This is a genomic window from Photobacterium makurazakiensis, from assembly GCF_050336715.1.
Lineage (GTDB): Bacteria > Pseudomonadota > Gammaproteobacteria > Enterobacterales > Vibrionaceae > Photobacterium > Photobacterium makurazakiensis.
On the sequence record NZ_JAKJSJ010000038.1, the window covers coordinates 22758 to 40374 of the forward strand.

The following is a 17617-nucleotide window of genomic DNA, read 5'->3' on the forward strand; positions in this document are numbered from 1 at the left end:
CATAACAGCGTGAAAAAGCATTTTCCGCGAATTCTACAAGTACTAAAACGAATCGCATAAGGGATAATACGCTTTTATCATGGTTTGTTTCAAAATATTCCGTCTCCTTAAAGGCTCCCTGACCAAAAACTGACAGTGGATCAGGCCTTCAACGCCCTTCAGCTCACATTGTATTCACTAGAAGCATAAATCTTCTGATCTGAATCACAAAAATTAGCCATACTTAGTGCGCATCGAAACGTTTGCTTTTACATTTACAGCCATCGAAACGTTTGCGTAATCGTTTCGATGACAAAAAAAGAGAACGGAAAAATAAACCACGGCTGGTTATAACGTTAAAGCATCACCACCATCAATAACTAAGGTTTAAGCATGAAAAAAAGTGCACTCATCAATTCTGAGCTGTCTTATTTGGTCGCCACATTAGGCCACACTGATGAAGTAACTGTGTGCGATGCAGGTCTACCAATCCCAGACGACACTCAACGCATCGACCTTGCACTCATTCCGGGCGTACCAACTTTTATCCAAACGGTAAAAGCGTTGCTGGGTGAAATGCAGATTGAAGGGGTTGTGATGGCAGAAGAGTTCAAGCAAATCAGCCCAGAGCACCATGAAGCGCTTATCACCTTAATCCGTGATGAAGAAGAAATGTGTGGTAAAGCAATTAGCATTACCTACGTGACTCACGAAGCATTCAAAGTGCATACCCAAAACAGCAAAGCCGTTATCCGTACCGGGGAGTGTACCCCGTATGCCAATGTGATTTTCCAAGCCGGCGTTGTGTTTTAACCACACATCATTGAGTTAGTTGCAAGGAATTGACATGAAACAGCCAATTTTAGAACTAAAAGACATCGAAAAAGCCTTTCCAGGCGTTAAAGCACTGGATAAGGCTAGCCTAAATGTCTATCCCGGTAAGGTAATGGCCTTGATGGGAGAAAACGGGGCTGGAAAATCAACCCTGATGAAATCCCTGACAGGAATTTATGCCATGGATGCGGGCGAAATCCGCTATGAAGGCAAAACTGTTAACTTTAACGGTCCTCGTCATTCACAAGAAGCGGGTATCAGTATTATTCACCAAGAATTGAACCTGATCCCTGAACTAACCATTGCAGAAAACATTTTCCTTGGGCGTGAGAAAACCAATGCCTTTGGCGGAATCAAATGGTCTGCCATGTATGCCGAAGCCGATGCGCTATTAAAACGCCTAAACGTTAAACACAGCTCTCGCCAACTCCTTGGTGAACTGAGTTTAGGTGAACAGCAGATGGTTGAAATTGCCAAAGCTCTGTCGTTCAAATCTAAGGTTATCATCATGGATGAACCGACTGATGCTTTGACTGATAAAGAAACCGAATCACTATTCAAAGTGATCAATGAGCTACGCGATGAAAACTGTGGCATTGTTTATATTTCACACCGTCTAAAAGAAATTTTTGAAATTTGCGACGACATCACGGTGCTGCGTGATGGCAAATTTATAGGCCAACGTGCAGTTGCTGATACCAATGAAGACGGTCTGATTGAAATGATGGTTGGTCGTCGTCTTGAGGAGCAATATCCACGCATTGACGTCAAACACGGTACAACTTGCCTTGAAGTAAAAAACCTCTGTGGTGATGGCGTCAATGATGTCAGCTTTACCTTAGATAGAGGTGAAATCTTAGGGGTATCTGGCTTAATGGGCGCAGGTCGTACCGAGCTAATGAAAGTGATCTTCGGTGCGCTGTCTCGTGATTCTGGCGATATTGTGTTAGATGGTAAAACCATTAACCCGCTCACCCCGCAAGATGGTTTGGCGAACGGCATTGCCTATATCTCTGAAGACCGTAAAGGCGATGGCCTTGTACTAGGCTTATCCGTAAAAGAAAACATGTCTATTTGTGCATTAGAGCAGCTATCGACAGGTATACAGCTTAAGCACTACGACGAAGTAACAGCGGTTGAAGACTTCATTCGCCTGTTCAACATCAAGACACCAACTCGAGACCAAATCATTGGTAACTTGTCGGGTGGTAATCAACAAAAAGTGGCAATAGCCAAAGGCTTGATGACCAAACCGAAAGTCCTGATCCTTGATGAGCCAACCCGTGGTGTCGATGTCGGTGCCAAGAAAGAAATCTATCAGCTTATTAACCAATTTAAAGCAGAGGGAATGAGCATCATCCTTGTTTCATCTGAAATGCCTGAAGTACTCGGCATGAGCGACCGCATTCTGGTTATGCATGAAGGCAAGATCAGCGGTGAATTCATGGCCGAAGACGCCGACCAAGAAAAACTCCTAGCCTGCGCTGTGGGTAAACAAATCAACGAGGTAGCAGCATGAGCAGCAACGTCATCACCAAAGAACAAAACTCAGGTAGCACTAAGCTATTTAGCAAAGAATGGTTAATTGAACAGAAGTCTTTAATCGCTCTGATTTTATTAATCGTGGTGGTTTCATTTCTGAATCCAAATTTTTTCACCGTCGATAACATCCTGAACATTCTTCGTCAAACATCAATTAATGCCATTATTGCTGTAGGCATGACATTGGTTATTTTGACTGCAGGTATCGACTTGAGTGTGGGCTCAGTACTTGCCTTGTGTGGTGCTTTTGCCGCAACCATGATTGGCCTTGAAGTCCCTGTAATGGTTGCTGTACCGACCGCCCTAGTTGCTGGTACTGCACTGGGTGCTATTAGCGGTATCATTATCGCTAAAGGTAAAGTACAGGCTTTCATCGCAACACTAGTGACCATGACACTACTACGTGGTGTGACGATGGTTTACACCGATGGCCGCCCTATTTCGACAGGTTTCACCGATGTTGCCGATAGCTTTGCTTGGTTTGGTACAGGTTACGCTCTAGGTATCCCAGTACCAATCTGGATGATGGTTATTGTGTTTGCTGCTGTTTGGTACCTACTAAACCACACTCGCTTTGGTCGCTACATCTATGCTGTTGGCGGCAACGAATCAGCGGCACGTCTATCAGGTATCAATGTTGATCGCGTTAAGATTGGCGTTTACGCAATCTGCGGTTTATTAGCCGCTCTTGCTGGCATTATCGTCGCTTCTCGTCTTTCATCAGCTCAGCCTACTGCAGGCATGGGATATGAATTGGATGCGATTGCAGCCGTTGTCCTTGGTGGCACAAGTCTAGCAGGTGGTAAAGGTCGTATTATGGGTACCCTAATTGGTGCCTTGATTATCGGCTTCTTGAATAATGCACTTAACCTACTAGACGTGTCCTCATACTACCAAATGATTGCAAAAGCAGTGGTCATTCTGCTGGCAGTCCTTGTAGATAATAAAAAATAAATATACCTCTGACACTAGATTTTCTAGCAAAGCGGGTAGTTCCCCCTGCCCGCACACTAACCCGACATATGTAGAAAGGAAAACAGAATGAAAAAGTTAGCAACCCTGATCTCTGCCGCTGTTATTTCCGCGTCATTCAGCTCGACAGCTGCAGCGCAAGACACAATGGCAATGGTGGTTTCGACTCTAAACAACCCATTCTTCGTTACCATGAAGGAAGGTGCAGAGGCTAAAGCCCAAGAGCTTGGCTATAACCTAATTGTTCTTGATTCACAGAATGACCCAAGCAAAGAACTTTCTAATGTAGAAGACCTTACGGTACGTGGTGTAAAAGCAATTCTAATCAACCCAACCGATTCTGATGCAGTTTCAAATGCGATTCGCATCGCAAACCGTTCTAACATCCCAGTACTAACCCTAGACCGTGGCGCAAGCCGTGGTGAGGTGGTTAGCCACATCGCTTCTGATAACGTTTCTGGTGGTGAAATGGCTGGTAAATTCATCATGGAAAAAGTAGGCGAGAAAGCCCGCGTTATCCAACTAGAAGGTATTGCCGGTACTTCAGCAGCACGTGAACGAGGCCAAGGCTTCATGAACGCTGTAGACGCACATGGTATGGATCTATTGGCTAGCCAGCCTGCAGATTTTGACCGTACTAAAGGTCTAAACGTCATGGAGAACATGCTGGCTGCAAACCCAGATGTTCAAGCTGTATTTGCTCAGAACGATGAAATGGCACTTGGCGCACTACGTGCTGTTCAAGCATCAGGTAAAGACGTACTTATTGTTGGCTTCGACGGTACTGACGACGGTATTGCTGCCGTTAAACGCGGTATTTTAGGTGCAACAATCGCCCAGCAGCCAGATCTTATCGGTTCACTTGGCGTAGAAACTGCTGACAAGATGCTAAAAGGTGAGCAAGTGGAAACCAATATTCCTGTGCCACTAAAAGTAGTTTCAGAGTAATCCTATCTGAACTTTGCCAATTTAAGCTTCTTGGTTATTCAAGAAGCTTAAATTTCAACATAACAAGTCAAACAAAATTTATCGCTTAGCACTTGTATCTTCATCACCATGCTAACCCATACATTTTGGCCAAAATAAATGAGAAAGGTCCCTCTATGAATAAATTAGTCGTTCTTGGCAGTGTGAACGCCGATCATGTTCTTCAAGTTGCTTCTTTCCCTCGCCCAGGGGAAACACTGCACGGCCATAGCTACTGTGTGATCCCTGGTGGTAAAGGGGCAAACCAAGCGGTTGCTGCCGCCCGTTTAGGCGCTGATATAGCTTTCATTGCCTCAGTTGGCGATGACAGCTTTGGTCATAACATTCGTAATGACTTTGAAAAAGAAGGCATGAACATTGAAGGCGTTATGATTGAGCAAAACATGCCAACTGGCATTGCGATGATCCAAGTTGCAGCTACTGGCGAAAATAGCATCGCGATTTCTGCCGAAGCTAATGGCTGTCTTAGTCCTGAGCGCTTAGCACCGCACCACCACCTGATAAAATCTGCTGATACTTTGCTGATGCAACTCGAAACACCGCTTGCAACCATTGAAGCTGCCGCAAAAGTAGCGAAGCTCGCTGGTACTCGTGTCGTGTTAAATCCTGCCCCTGCACAAACATTATCAGATGACTTATTACAACTTGTTGATATGATTACGCCAAATGAAACAGAAGCAGAGCTTCTGACAGGTGTAAAAGTGGATGATGTTACATCTGCACAGCTGGCTGCTGACAAGCTTCATGCCAAAGGCATTAAGCAGGTTATGATCACTTTGGGGAGCCAGGGTGTTTGGATCAGTGAAAACGGCAAAGGCCAGCAAATCCCTGGCTTCCGTGTGGATGCCAAAGATACCACGGCTGCTGGCGACACCTTCAATGGCGCTCTATTAACGGGGCTTCAAGAAGGACGTGCTATGGATAACGCCATTCGCTTTGCTCATGCTGCAGCTGCCATTTCTGTTACTCGAATGGGTGCTCAAACCTCAATTCCGCACCGTAGAGAAGTGGAACGCTTTCTTATTGAGCACCAATAAGCAAATTCTGCCGTACCCTTCATAAGGGTACGGCTCAGGGAGAATTTATGGCGACTATAAAAGATGTAGCAAAGCATGCAGGGGTTTCAACCTCAACTGTTAGCCATGTCCTCAACAAAACCCGCTTTGTCAGTGAAGACATCTCGACTCGCGTCCTTGCTGCCGTTGACGAGCTTAACTACGCCCCTTCTGCCTTAGCACGTAGCTTGAAAGTTAACCATACCCGTACTTTCGGTATGTTGGTCACCACCTCAACCAATCCGTTTTTTGGTGAAGTGGTAAAAGGGGTTGAACGTCGCTGCTACCAGCAAGGTTATAACCTGATCCTGTGTAACACCGAAGGCGATCTTGAACGTATGCACTCTAACCTAGATACATTGCTGCAAAAGCGTGTTGATGGGCTACTACTCATGTGCAGCGAAGTAGAAGGCAAAGCTTTTGACTTATTCACCCGCCACCAGCCAGTGCCAACTGTGGTCATGGATTGGGGGCCAATCGACTTCCCGAGTGATAAGATCCAAGATAACTCCCATCATGGTGGCTATCTAGCAACCCGTCACCTTATCGAACAAGGCCATAAACAAATTGGCTGTTTAACAGGTCCGCTGGACAAGTTGCCAGCTCAACAGCGACTTTCTGGCTTTATCCAAGCAATGGAAGAAGCTGGCTTAGAAATCAACAAACAGTGGATTGCTTCTGGCAACTTTGAATGTGAGGGCGGCGAAATCGCCTTTAATGATGTTTTCGCTCGTGGAGAGTTACCGACCGCTTTCTTTGTCTGTAACGATATGATGGCAATGGGTGTGATTAATACCGCCCATAAAAAAGGGATTTCTGTTCCTGAAGATCTATCGCTTGTTGGCTATGACGACATAAAACTGGCTAAATATATCACGCCATCATTAACGACTATTCATCAGTCTAAACACCGTTTAGGTCAACAAGCCGTTGATACTTTATTAGATAAAATTCAGAATAAACGCGATACCAATAAAATTATCCAACTCGAACCAACCTTAATCGAGCGTGACAGCGTTAAACCTCTTGTCTAATACACAGCTTTAAATTTAAGCCCAACGACTGCTTGGGCTTAAATATCAATCTTCTTCGTATCACCCACCACCTCCCAACTCATTGTTACAATTAGAAATACATCCCAGCATCATCAACTCAACCAGCCATAACTTAAACTGCGCTAGATCGTATTTTCGATGTAAAATCCGTCGAAAATCGACAATCCAAGAATTAGAAATTGACCTGCAATGAAACTCAGCGTACAACTGTAAGCTTAACTCAGCGAACACTTGTACGCTGAATATTTTTTGTATAGTCATTCACAATAAATGGCTAATTGTCATCCATCATGCAAAGTGTCAATGCCTGCAACTATTCAGGCTAAAGGATAACCATGCTTAACATCATCATGAATTGGTTCCGGCTACAGTCCCTAAAACCCAACAATGAGTGGGAGGCTAATTTTTTCAACTCACATTTCTAAACAATTGCTCTATAGCGTGAAAGAACTAACGTAAAAAGCCCCGACTTGTTAAGAAGGGGCTTTATTAGAGCGTTTTTACTCGTTAATCAACACAATGGTAATGATGGCCTAGTCAAGAAGCCGTTGATCATTACTGACTTGTTTCAGTTTGGGCCTTCTCTGCGTTATTCCTATCATTAATTAAGTTATCCAGCTTTTTGGCGGTTAATAGCATAATGACCGCCATAACAGTCGCTCCAATCCCAATTTTAAAGAAGTAACTAGCATACACAGGTAATGTTTGAAGCGATTCAACAGAGTCTGAAGACTCCGGAACAGCAATGTATACCGCTAGATTAGCCGCAATAATGGATGAAATGCCCAGCGTTAGTGTTCTGAAGCCCAAGGTGAAACCAATCATATGGTTTGGTACTAATTGAGCTAGAACAGATATGCCAAGCGCACTGATCAGTAGCTCCCCCAACCCTTGGAATAAGTGGGTTAAAATAAGCCAAAAAGCAGATACTCGCCCTGTGTCATCCGCCATAAAGCTAGCCCCATAGGCTAAGCTAAGAAAAGCCAGCGAACAAAAGAACATTCCCATTGCAAACTTCAAAGGCAACGATGCACCATTGCCTTTGGCATTATTTTTTTCATAGAAAATCGCTAATAAAGGACTGAGAATAATTATCCAGAATGGATTCAATGCTTGTGTTGAAACCGGATCAAATGGAATACCTAGAAACTCATGGCGAGTATTATGGATAGCAAAAAATGTTAACGAGGTTGGCATTTGTTTATATAGGATGAAAAATATCACAGAGAATCCCAATAAGATTAAGCTCGCAATCATCTTTTTTTGTTGAACTGCATTTTCTTTCCGTAAATACAGAGTAAAAAGAAAAAGTGCGACAGAAAGTGCGATAACTAATAAGACTTGCATAAGCTTGTAGTTGGTTATTAACCAACTACCCAATAATGTAAGTCCAATCAGTCCTAAAGTGATCAACAGATAAGTTTTAACATTAATTTTTTCGAAATCAGGTTTTGCACCAATATTTTCAACCCAACTTCTTTTTGATAGGTAGATAAATATAGTGAGTATATTCCAAAGACCGGCAATCGCAAACCCAGCAGAATAAGAGTACTTGTGAGCAATTATAGGGGTAATAACCAGTGAGATACATGAACCCACATTTATCATCATATAATAGACTGTAAATGCACTATCTACCCTAACATCATCGCTTTTATAGGCTTTTGAAATAATATTTGAAGGACAGTTATTGGCTAATGCCCTACTTACCCCACCACCAGCTAAACCAATCATTGCCAATGAGACGCTACCAATAGCAGCGGCGTAACTAAGTAAAAACAATGAGATAATAATGCCAATATTACCCATTATAAGTGAACGCTTAACACCGAGTATTTTATCCGCTAAATATCCACCCAATGCATAAATTATGGTAGAAAAAGCAGAGGCCGCCCCGTTAATTAAAAACGCATCACTTTCTGACATGCCTAATTCATTAACCATAAACACAGTGACAATGGCAACTAAGCCATACATAGATAACATAGCGGGTAATATAATAAAGCACATCAGCCTAAATGCGGAAGGCTGACGGGAAAATGCAATTGACATATAACTATCCTCGAAAATCAGGTACAGAAGCCTGAAACTCATAAAAGAGAAAAACCAAGACGCACAGAATTTGTTCGATTTAAATTCAATAATTAGAGAGAAGCATGAATTTAACTAAGCTTTGTTTCACTTCACAATAAATCCATAATCATCCTTGAATATTATATAGCAGCAATATTTGGCATATATGTTATCGTTGTTCGCATCGTCTATTAGTGACACGCGTCTTAAATATTTACATTTAAGTAATATATCGATTTGATATTATTATTGATCTCACTTCTATCGATATTTATTACATCTTTAAATACAGTACCGAATACTGTATTTATCCATATTAATTAGAACTTATAAAGCACCATGAATTATAAAGAATAAATATTCAACGAAAATCACTTAAAGAAATAAGACGACTAGGGGGATAGTTTTGACATATATTCAAATAGATCTATATAGCCTGAATAATGATAGGTGGACACATTTTTCGGAAAGTTGATGACTGCGAAGTAGAATGAACGTTGGAAGTATACGCGACATTCTCCCTCCCCAAGGTGGCCTTTACCACCGAAGGAAGGGAGTTAGCATGCTTACTTGGGTTTATACCAAACTGGGTTGGCTTAAATCACTAATCCCCCATCAATTTTAAGTGTTTGCCCTGTAATGAATGAAGCATTGTCACTGGCAAGAAACAGTACGCCATTGGCAATATCTTCTGGTTTCCCCATACGGCCTAGTGGGGTTTTCGTGCGCATATAGCTCAACACTTTTTCTGGTAAATCAACTGTCATTGGGGTTTCAACAAAACCTGGGGCAATACAGTTAGCACGCACTTGGGCACCTTTACGTGAGAACTCTTTCGCCCACCCTTTAGTCATAGCAATCACACCGCCTTTAGTTGCGGCATAGTTACTCTGCCCGATGTTACCATCTGTCCCTACCACCGATGACATTGTAACAATTGAGCCCGAGCCGCTTTCAACCATGACTGGTGCAACCGCTTGAGTCATATTAAAGACACCTTTGAGATTAACATCTGAAACAAAGTCCCAGTCTTCTTCAGTCATTTTTTCAATCAAATTATCGCGTGTTACTCCAGCGTTATTTACCAACACATCAATTTTGCCAAAGTCGGCTTTTACTCGCTCAACAAAAGCAGCAATTGAGGCTCGATCACAAACATTCAATTCAATTGCGGTAACATTAGGATACTTTGTCTCAAGATCGGCCATCGCGGCAGCATTCATATCACAAGCGTAGACTTGTAGCGCATCGCGATTTGCAAAGGTTTCTACAATACAGCGCCCAATTCCCTGAGCACCTCCAGTCACGATACAAACCTTATTATTTAGCATCATTCTTTCCCCTTAAATATAAATACCAAAAATACAGAGCTTCAAAGATGGTACTGGCGTGAACTTCGATATTAGTGCGGGTCACACTCGCCATCATTACTCACGTTATAACTCCCTAGTTTAGAATAATCATGCAAGATGATTACCAACATTGATGCAAATCACCTTTGCAGAATGATCATGCTCTATTACTGTGATTTTTCTTTCTTGGATATCAATGACTTTGTTTGCTATAACTGGGAAAGGGTAATGGTTTAATCAGGGTAGATAATGTTAGACAAGGTCGTCTTCTTTCTGCATGTTGTACGTACCGGCTCAATCAGTGAAGCCGCGAAGCAAAACAATATGTCAGCTTCAGCTGCTAGCCGCTGGCTTAATGAGCTAGAAGAAAATATGGGAGTTAGTTTACTTAAACGTACCACCCGCAAAATTACTCCAACCCAAGCTGGCAGGCGTCTATTTGAGCAATTCAGTCTTATCCATGCTCAAATTGATGATACATTCAATGAAATCCAAAACATGAGCAGTGAAGATAAGGGTACGATCAAAATAGCCAGTACCCCGTTGTTTGCTAAGCACTATTTAAGCCAAATTATTGGTGAGTATATTCAGCTCCACCCATCCATTAATTTCGTAGTACTTGAAACCGCTTTTGAAGTTGATCATGTCCATGATGTCGATTTTTCCATCAGGGCAAATGCGACATACCGCGGCTTTCAAGACAAAGACAGCTTGCTGGTGAAGCGCCCTTTGCTAAAAGAACCATTAATGGCCTGCTGCTCACCTAGCTATATTCAAGATTACAGTAAACCCCTGGTTCCTGACGATCTTAAAAATCATTTATGCCTTTACGCCACAACATTAGTGGGAGGGAATCGGTGGATTTTTGAGCTCAATGGTGAACATAGCTCTGTGGAAATCGCGCAAACGGTAGAGGCTGATGATAGTGAAATACTCAAAAATATCGCGATAGCTGGCGGTGGCATTGCTTATTTGCCCATAAGCTTGATCGCCAATGAAATTCGAAAAGGAACACTCGTGCCTGTACTTGAAAACTACATCAGCAGTGAGTTTGAGTTAAACCTGTATTTTAAGCCTCGAAAATACATGCCCGCGCGATGTGTTAACTTCAAAGACTACCTGATATCACGCGTGCCTGAGATTGAACATGCTAAGCAGCTAAAAAGAGAATGCCGTGCAAATAGACCATTCACCTGTGAATCAACAGTGCCCGATAAATAAAAAAGCCGAAGCTAGGCTTCGGCTTTTTGTATATGGTCGATGACTTACCACATTAGATCATCAGGGATCTGGAATTCTGCATACGGGTCGTCTTCATCAATTTCTTCAGCAGAAACCGTATTATTAACGACAATGCTTTCTTCATCACGCTGGCTAATTTTATCGGCCACCACACCCGGAACAACCGCGTACCCTTCAAGGAGACGTACAATCGCTAGTCGACCACTGACTAGTTGATCCTGAGTTTGCTTATTAACATACAGCTTCTTCACTAGCGTTCCATCAGTAAAGTTGTAGCCAATATCACCATCTTTGGTGTCAATCTTGTTCATTTCAATCAATTGCTTAACCTGAGAAGCAATTGCTTTTTTATCAGCTTCAGCTTGCTTTTGGCGATTTAACTCTTGATCTTGGGCAAGCTGTGCTGCTTTATTCTCTTCAACAGCGGCTTGCGCTTCTTTTCTTAAAGTACGGGATTTTTTAGATGACTTCCCCGCTTTTTTCAGTTTCTTTTTATCAATAAGACCAGCTTTTAGCATCTGCTCTTGTAGTGATAGCTTCGCCATGTTGTCTCCGTCACGGGCACAGTTCGGTAAAATCAGTTGACAAAATTATACCAAATTCCACGCCCGCATCGAAAGTAATCACGGACTTCTTCAATAATTTAACGGCGTTATCTTCATATTTATCACTTTAAACTCGCTGAAATGGGTATACCGCACCTAAAGATAGAATTTGTGTCAGCTCATCTAGTGCTGTTCTTGATTCTGTTAGCAATGCCGGATCAGCTAAATCGGCTTCAGCCATACGATCACGGTAATGGCTCTCAACCCAGTTATTCAGCTGTTTAAACAAAGTGTCTGACATTAACGTTTTTGGATTAACTGCCGCATGTTCGGCTTCTGTTAGTACAACACGTAAACGTAAACACGCTGGCCCACCGCCGTTCGCCATGCTCTGCTTTAAATCAAAAACCTTAACGCTGTCTATTCCTTGCTTATTGGCTAACAGTTGCTCGATATAGGCCCAGACACGTGGGTTATCTCGACATTCATCCGGCAACACCAGCACATGCTCTCCATTAGGCATGGCTAACAATTGTGAATTAAATAAGTAGCTGGTTATTGCATCATCGACAGACACGGCACTGCTCGGCACTTCAATAACCTTAAAGCCGCCTCCCATTTTGAGCGACAATTCATCATAAACGGCATGCTGGTTTAAGAAAGCTTGCTCATGACAAAATAAGATATTCTTATTACCAACGGCAATCACATCATTGTGAAAAACGCCCTGATCGATAACTGCAGGGTTTTGTTGTGCAATCACCAGCTTATCCTTATCTAGCTGATGCAATCGAGCCACGGCCTCACAGGCTTCATAGGTATGGCGCGCAGGGTATTTACTTGGTGCAGGTAAACGACTATCAAAAGCATGTCGGCCAAAAACAAAAAACTCGACGCCTTGGTCGCTATACTCGTGGCAGAAGCGGGTATGATTAGCAGCACCTTCATCACCAAAATGTTCAACGCTGGGTAATGCTTGATGGTGGACAAAATGGTTAGTATCGGCAAACGTGGCTTGTAGAATACGTCCCGTCACTTCATGTTCAATCGAACGATGAAATTTATTGGTTAAATTCGCTGGCGTAAAATGCACTTTTTTATCAGCAGTATCCGCAGAGGGAGAGACTGTGGCTGCATTGGCGGTCCACATACTTGATGCAGAGCAACATGCCGCTAACACTTTCGGGGCTTGTTTAGCTGCAGCCGTAATAACCGTTTGATCACTGCCTGTGAAGCCTAATTGTCGTAACGTGGCAATATCGGGACGCTCTTGCGGGGCTAACACACCTTGCACAAGCCCCATATCGGATAACGCCTTCATTTTCGCTAAACCCTGCTTGGCAGCGAGCTTGGGATTTGAAGGATCAGCTTGATTTTTTTCTGAGGCGACATTACCAAATGATAGCCCGCTATAATTATGCGTCGGTCCAACTAAGCCATCAAAGTTTGCTTCATATGCTTTCATAGACATTCCATGTTTAATTACCACCGACAAACAATAACAAAGTCTTTACAAAAACAACAAGCGCAACACATCTGACTATTCTAAGCGAATATCAAGATATAAATTACTCTTGGTCGCATGATTATTCATCTCTACTCGATTAGGCCATAGTACTGCACATAATTACTCATCCATAACCAACAAAAAACCAACGAAAAGAACGTTGGCTAATTTTAATTTTGTGTTGTTGATCGGCTTATCGCTTGGCCAGAGGCTACATATCCCACTCAACAACATGCCCTTCATCATATACACCGTCGCTGTATGCTGGTGAGTAATTGATGAAGATATTACTTTTTGCTATAGGCAATTGCTTTGCAATGGTGTCAGCGATGAGTTCAAGCATATGAGCAATTTGATCTTCCGTATTAAAATTTGGTGCAACAAGATGAACAAGCAAAGGGTGTGAGTTTGCTGGTTGGCAATCGACTACATGGCCATTGTGCGCATAATGATGTGGTGTTAGATAATCCCATGTCGCCATCACATGATTAAGCTCAATATCACTGGATTCAGAGATCACTTTTGATAGCACATTAAGTACAGTTGGAATGTGGACTTCTTGCGCAAATGGCAGTGATTTAATTCTAACTAAAGGCATGGCTCTCTCCTTTGTACCCACAATGGCTCAAGGTACGTATTCAATGCCATCACAGAAAGAAGATATTCTCAGTTTCCTGACTTCGATAGCAAGCAGTTCAATGTATATCTGATTAATTGAAGATAGTTAAAAGGGACTGGCTTCAGCTATCTCATGATTGAGACATTCACAAAAAAGTACCATAAAAAAAGAGGAGTGATAGCTTAGCTACTACTCCTCTCTTTGTTTGCGTAATTTTATTTAGTCACAGCTTTTATCTTCACAACAAGGGTTAACGACCCGCTCAGCGCAAGTGTAAGGTTCAATGTGAATGATCACATCAACAACCTCATCAATTTGAGCCAAAATATGCGCCTTGAAATTTTCACTGATGGTATGGGCCTCATCAACGCTCATCTCAGGGTCAACCAAGAGGTGAAAGTCGAGTAAAACCGTACTGCCTGTCCGACGACTACGAATAGCATGCACTTCTCTGATGAGTGGCATGTCGTTTGCGTATTGCAATATTTGAGTTTCTACATCTGTGTCTGCTTCTGCTTCTGTCAGCTCTAAAATAGCAGGCCATAGTATTTCAAAGGCTGCCTTTAAGATCATTGCTGTCACCAATAAAGCGGCTATTTGATCAAGGTAGTGCAGATCAGGTACAAAATAGTTAGCAATAACCGCAATCGCAACGGGTAATGAACTTAAAGCATCTGAACGATGATGCCATGCGTTAGCATGAAGGGAGCGGCTATTAATTTTTTTCGCCTGAATCACCGTCCAACGATACAAGACTTCTTTCACTACAATAGAAGCTATCGCGGCCCAAAATGCAAGCATACCTGGCTGTGTTGTGGTTTCATGACCAATTTGACTGATTGAATCCCAACCAATGCCGATCCCCACCAGCGCTAATATTACCCCGATAAAAATATTAGTCAGGGTTTCAAAGCGACCATGACCATATGGGTGGCCTTTATCGGCTGGTGCCGTCCAGTAGCGAGAGCCAATCAAAATAGCCGTATCGGTAACTAGATCGGAAAAACTATGGACACCATCAGCGACCAACGCCTGACTGCCTGTAAATTTACCGACTGTTATTTTCACAATGGCCAAGGCCACGTTGGCGATTGACCCAACCCATGTCGCTTTTTGTATAACTTTTACTGGTGTTTCTGTCATGTTTTCTATTTAAATCCACTACATAGCACTAAGCGTTGAAACGCATAGTAAAGCTAAAACCATCGAGAGGTTACCTCTAAGAGCAAGTTACAGCATATAAAGGCAGCTCGTTACAGTTGAAATAATACGCGTCCAACGGCTATCAAACCAGCGACTTTAATCAATTACTGCAATCGGAAATACCCATCAAACTGGAATCATCGTCAAGAAGGCACACACACTTAAGAGCGGTTAAGTATTATCACCATTACATAAGACAGCTTGATGACATGGACACGACACAAGGTGATCATTCACCATACCAACCGCTTGCATGAAAGCATAACAAATAGTTTCACCAACAAATTTGAAACCTTTTTTCTTTAGAAATTGACTCATCGCTTTAGAAGCCTCGGTTGATGTCGGTATTTCATCCGGTGAGTGCCAATGATTGATCACAACTTGGTGGTCAACAAACTGCCAGAGTGCCCTCTCCAAGCTACCATGCTCCTCAATAAGCTGCTTCGCTGCCCGAGCATTGTTGAATACGGAACAGATCTTACCGCGGTGTTTAACTACGTCGTACCCGCTAATCACTTCATCAGCATAATTGTCATCTCGAGCAGCAAGCATATCTAAATCATAATGATCAAATGCCATTCGATATGCCTCACGTCGCTTTAGAATGGTGTACCAACTTAACCCCGCTTGCGCGCCTTCAAGTGTTAAGAACTCAAATAGGTAGACATCCGATTTCTGTACTCGCCCCCACTCACGGTCATGATATTCACGCTCTAGCGGCTTCTTCATCGCCCACGCGCATTCACTCTTTTCCATCTATTTCACCCTTTATTTAATATTATGGGCACCCAATAGCAACCACAACACATAGCAACCTCATTCATATTGAAGCTTTATAATGGAATCACCCTAAATCATGGAATTATATAATGAAATTTCACGATCAGCCTCTCATAATATACTCTTAACACGTACCTATACTTGAATTTATTCCTCAGACAAATTAGTGTGCTGTTAACGCTATTATGAGTCGTTTGTACAAATGGAATTGATAACGAACGCTACTTTTCCTTTGCCTACTTTTTTAGGCAAATTTTCGTCTTTAAATTGCAAGTTTTTGCAACACATGTCACATTACTAACAGAGGGAACGGTGATTCAAATTGAAAATTATCGTCTTCCTTCCATAATGGATTAATCAATACAAAGATATTGATTTTACATAAAAGGACTTTTATGAGACACATAGCCGATTTTATCGAGCAATTAGAAAATGGAGGCGACCCGTTCAAGGTTTGGGTTTACTCCAGTAAAGGTCAATATAGTCAGTTTGGCAAACAAGGTAAGAAAGTTCGTACACCAAGCCTTAAAAAAGCGCTCGGTGATTATCTTCAAGTTGTTGTTGAAATGGACAGTAGCCAAGATGATGCTTTTCTCTTGCTACCTGAAGTTCACGCCGTTGTACCTGTTTCATTTCAGGATGGAAAAGTACATTCTCTGACTAAACCAAATGCGTAAATTGCAGCAAATATAGAACGCTAACAAGAACGATTAAGAAACAATCTAGGCTAGGTTATTTTTTATCAGCATTCAAATTTGCCAAACAAAAACAGACCTCAGGGTCTGTTTTTTTATAGGTAAACAATGCTAGTTCAACGATACTTCAATTTTGTTGTGATGCGAGTATTTTCGAGGTTGGCATAATCGTTCGTTCAGATGTACAAGCTTGATTGCCCGCATCCCACCCTTCATTAAAGCGTGTATCGCTCATATCTAATGTATCGTCTTTACGATAATCCATATCCGCAAGACCCAGAAGGTTTAAAGCACTCTCGCAACCTTGGTTATAACCATAATGATAGATACTGTCATATTTAACATCGCTGACGTATTCGTCAGGAAATAGCTGATAATTTTCAATATCACTACTTGTACAGCCCGTTAAAGCTATAGGAAAAATAATCATTCCAGCCCAATACCATGTCTTTCTCATCGTATACCCTTTAGTATTGTTTACCTAAAGAATAGTCAATGACGTGATTTCATACGAAGCAAATGATGACAGAGTTAGTATTATCTCAATTAGAAAACCAACTACAGACGTTTATCACTAAACTGTCTATTACCGATCCAGCTCATGACCTCTCACATATCAAGCGGGTTGTTACCGCCGCTAAGCAGTTCGCTCGTCATGAAAAAGCAGAATTAGCAGTTATCATTCCGGCAGCATGGTTGCATGATTGCGTCACACTGGCTAAGAACCACCCAAACCGGCATAAAGCGTCTTCGCTCGCGGCAGAAAAAGCATTGGCATTTCTTTCATCAATCGATTATCCGGAGCAATACTATGCTGGTATTGCCCACGCCATTGAAGCCCACAGCTTCAGCGCAAATATTCCGGTACGTACCCTCGAAGCCGCCATAGTTCAAGATGCCGACCGTATAGATGCTTTAGGTGCTATTGGCATTGCGCGCTGTATTCAAGTCAGCACCAGTTTTAACTCCGCGCTATACAGCACAGACGACCCTTTTGGTCATTCTCGGGAGCGTAATGACAAAGCATTTTGCCTCGATCACTTCTATATCAAATTATTTCAACTAGAGAAAACCATGAATACAGAAGCGGCAAAGCAAGAGGCTCGTCAACGTACCGAGTATATGAAAGGGTTCTTGAGTCAACTAGGGCATGAAATAGGTGAAGTGAACTAAGCGT

17 protein-coding genes are annotated in these 17617 nt (G+C 42.4%); 9 read left to right on the top strand and 8 right to left on the bottom strand.

What is annotated here, in order from left to right; genetic code table 11:
* Positions 1-372: 372 nt before the first annotated feature.
* The 6 genes from rbsD (at position 373) to L4D09_RS17305 (ending at position 6403) form a co-directional block, all read left to right on the top strand.
* Positions 373-792: a D-ribose pyranase gene (gene rbsD / locus L4D09_RS17280; protein ID WP_428458760.1), complete on the top strand. Its 420-nt coding sequence runs from the start codon at positions 373-375 to the stop codon at positions 790-792.
* Between the two features lie 34 nt (positions 793-826).
* The gene (rbsA, locus tag L4D09_RS17285; protein WP_428458761.1) at positions 827-2332 is read left to right on the top strand and encodes a ribose ABC transporter ATP-binding protein RbsA; all 1506 of its coding nucleotides are present in this window, start codon (positions 827-829) and stop codon (positions 2330-2332) included.
* Positions 2329-3309, top strand: coding sequence for a ribose ABC transporter permease (gene rbsC / locus L4D09_RS17290; protein WP_428458762.1), 981 nt, complete (start codon positions 2329-2331; stop codon positions 3307-3309). The genes rbsA and rbsC overlap by 4 nt, the downstream gene beginning before the upstream one ends.
* Positions 3310-3396: 87 nt before the next feature.
* Complete coding sequence (rbsB, locus tag L4D09_RS17295) at positions 3397-4275, top strand: ribose ABC transporter substrate-binding protein RbsB (protein ID WP_428458763.1); 879 nt, start codon at positions 3397-3399, stop codon at positions 4273-4275.
* Between the two features lie 155 nt (positions 4276-4430).
* Positions 4431-5351 carry a ribokinase gene (gene rbsK / locus L4D09_RS17300; RefSeq protein WP_428458764.1) on the top strand — a complete coding sequence of 307 codons (921 nt, stop codon included), beginning with the start codon at positions 4431-4433 and terminating at the stop codon, positions 5349-5351.
* Positions 5352-5398: 47 nt separating this feature from the next.
* A complete protein-coding gene (locus L4D09_RS17305) occupies positions 5399-6403 on the top strand; it encodes a substrate-binding domain-containing protein (protein ID WP_428458765.1) in 1005 nt (334 codons plus the stop codon).
* A gap of 576 nt (positions 6404-6979) precedes the next feature.
* On the opposite strand, the gene L4D09_RS17310 is transcribed toward L4D09_RS17305, so the two are convergent.
* Entirely contained in the window at positions 6980-8476 is a 1497-nt protein-coding gene (locus L4D09_RS17310; protein ID WP_428458766.1) for an oligopeptide:H+ symporter, read from the bottom strand.
* A 617-nt stretch (positions 8477-9093) separates the two neighbouring features.
* Positions 9094-9828, bottom strand: coding sequence for a 3-oxoacyl-ACP reductase FabG (gene fabG, locus L4D09_RS17315; protein WP_428458800.1), 735 nt, complete (start codon positions 9826-9828; stop codon positions 9094-9096).
* A 270-nt stretch (positions 9829-10098) separates the two neighbouring features.
* On the opposite strand from fabG, the gene L4D09_RS17320 reads away from it, so the two are divergent.
* On the top strand, positions 10099-11070 hold the full coding sequence (locus L4D09_RS17320) for a LysR family transcriptional regulator (RefSeq protein ID WP_428458767.1): 972 nt from the start codon (positions 10099-10101) through the stop codon (positions 11068-11070).
* A 44-nt stretch (positions 11071-11114) separates the two neighbouring features.
* Here L4D09_RS17320 and L4D09_RS17325 read toward each other — a convergent pair whose 3' ends face one another.
* The 5 genes from L4D09_RS17325 to L4D09_RS17345 form a co-directional block, all read right to left on the bottom strand.
* Positions 11115-11636 carry a DUF2058 domain-containing protein gene (locus tag L4D09_RS17325; RefSeq protein ID WP_428458768.1) on the bottom strand — a complete coding sequence of 174 codons (522 nt, stop codon included), beginning with the start codon at positions 11634-11636 and terminating at the stop codon, positions 11115-11117.
* Between the two features lie 127 nt (positions 11637-11763).
* On the bottom strand, positions 11764-13101 hold the full coding sequence (gene astB, locus L4D09_RS17330) for an N-succinylarginine dihydrolase (RefSeq protein ID WP_428458769.1): 1338 nt from the start codon (positions 13099-13101) through the stop codon (positions 11764-11766).
* A gap of 253 nt (positions 13102-13354) precedes the next feature.
* The gene (locus L4D09_RS17335) at positions 13355-13741 is read right to left on the bottom strand and encodes a hypothetical protein (RefSeq protein WP_428458770.1); all 387 of its coding nucleotides are present in this window, start codon (positions 13739-13741) and stop codon (positions 13355-13357) included.
* A gap of 240 nt (positions 13742-13981) precedes the next feature.
* Positions 13982-14905, bottom strand: a complete 924-nt coding sequence (locus tag L4D09_RS17340; protein WP_428458771.1) for a cation diffusion facilitator family transporter — start codon at positions 14903-14905, stop codon at positions 13982-13984.
* 231 nt (positions 14906-15136) lie between these two features.
* The gene (locus L4D09_RS17345) at positions 15137-15721 is read right to left on the bottom strand and encodes a DNA-3-methyladenine glycosylase I (RefSeq protein ID WP_428458772.1); all 585 of its coding nucleotides are present in this window, start codon (positions 15719-15721) and stop codon (positions 15137-15139) included.
* A gap of 419 nt (positions 15722-16140) precedes the next feature.
* On the opposite strand from L4D09_RS17345, the gene L4D09_RS17350 reads away from it, so the two are divergent.
* Positions 16141-16422 (top strand): hypothetical protein, encoded by a 282-nt coding sequence (locus tag L4D09_RS17350; RefSeq protein WP_428458773.1) that lies wholly within the window; start codon positions 16141-16143, stop codon positions 16420-16422.
* Positions 16423-16567: 145 nt separating this feature from the next.
* Here the strand turns inward: L4D09_RS17350 and L4D09_RS17355 are convergent, their stop codons facing one another.
* Positions 16568-16897 (bottom strand): hypothetical protein, encoded by a 330-nt coding sequence (locus tag L4D09_RS17355; protein ID WP_428458774.1) that lies wholly within the window; start codon positions 16895-16897, stop codon positions 16568-16570.
* Between the two features lie 65 nt (positions 16898-16962).
* Between L4D09_RS17355 and L4D09_RS17360 the strand changes: the two genes are divergently transcribed.
* On the top strand, positions 16963-17613 hold the full coding sequence (locus L4D09_RS17360; RefSeq protein WP_428458775.1) for an HD domain-containing protein: 651 nt from the start codon (positions 16963-16965) through the stop codon (positions 17611-17613).
* Positions 17614-17617 lie beyond the last annotated feature (4 nt).